At 62.5% G+C, this 1,039-nt stretch carries 2 protein-coding genes; both read left to right on the top strand.

Features of this window, described 5'->3' with window-relative positions; all coding sequences use genetic code 11:
- Nucleotides 1–300 precede the first annotated feature (300 nt).
- Nucleotides 301–699 carry a 30S ribosomal protein S8 gene (gene rpsH / locus A2J02_RS16710; RefSeq protein ID WP_008718266.1) on the top strand — a complete coding sequence of 133 codons (399 nt, stop codon included), beginning with the start codon at nt 301–303 and terminating at the stop codon, nt 697–699.
- Nucleotides 700–713: 14 nt separating this feature from the next.
- Nucleotides 714–1,039 (top strand): 50S ribosomal protein L6 (locus tag A2J02_RS16705; protein WP_082898978.1); only part of this gene is annotated, 326 nt, incomplete at its 3' end.

Raw genomic sequence — 1,039 nt, 5'->3', positions numbered from 1 at the left:
CCTACACTAGAGCGGTTGCCCGGGCTTCGTCGTGCCTGCACGCGAGTCCTTGCAATGGAAACGCAACCTCGAGTTCTCCGTACGTCAGCGTCGAAATGCGGAAGCTCGAAACACCTGGCAGTGCAGCGATGCATTGCTTGGAGCGCAACCCCTGACCGGCAACAGTCGGTCAGGACATGTTCACTTCGTTGTAGGCCCACGATGTGACGAGCCAGGCCCGCCGGGTTCTCGAGAATCCAGGGGCACCAGCTCGCGCGTGCTGTATGGGAACCGCTGCGAGAAAGGTGCACAGGTCACACCATGACGATGACCGATCCAATTGCAGACTTCTTGACCCGTCTGCGCAACGCCAATTCGGCGTACCACGACGAGGTGAAGCTTCCCCACTCGAAGCTCAAGGCGAACATCGCCGAGATCCTCAAGCGCGAGGGCTACATCTCGGACTACCGCACGGAAGACGCCGAGGTGGGCAAGACCCTCATCGTCGATCTGAAGTACGGCCCGAGCCGTGAGCGCAGCCTCGCCGGCGTGCGACGCGTCTCCAAGCCCGGTCTCCGGGTGTACGCAAAATCCACCAATCTGCCCAAGGTTCTCGGCGGCCTGGGCGTGGCGATCATCTCCACGTCCACAGGTCTGCTCACGGAGCGTCAGGCGGCCAAGCAGGGTGTGGGCGGAGAAGTCCTCGCCTACGTCTGGTAGGGGAGGCCACCACCATGTCACGTATTGGAAAATTGCCGGTACCGGTCCCCGCTGGAGTCGATATCACCATCGACGGCCAGAACGTTGCGGTCAAGGGCCCCAAGGGTGCCCTGAGCCTGACGGTCGCCGAGCCCATCCAGATCGCTCGCGCCGACGACGGCACCATCGCCGTCACCCGGCCCGATGACGAGCGCAAGAGCCGTGCACTGCACGGACTTTCGCGCACTCTCGTCGCGAACCTCATCACCGGTGTCACCAACGGTTACACCAACAAGATGGAGATTCACGGCGTCGGTTACCGCGTCGTACTCAAGGGCAAGGACCTCGAGTTCGCACTCGG

The organism is Rhodococcus sp. EPR-147 (assembly GCF_001647185.1).
GTDB lineage: Bacteria > Actinomycetota > Actinomycetes > Mycobacteriales > Mycobacteriaceae > Rhodococcoides.
The sequence above is the reverse complement of the archived record's forward strand: the minus strand, read 5'-3'. Positions and strand labels throughout refer to the sequence as shown.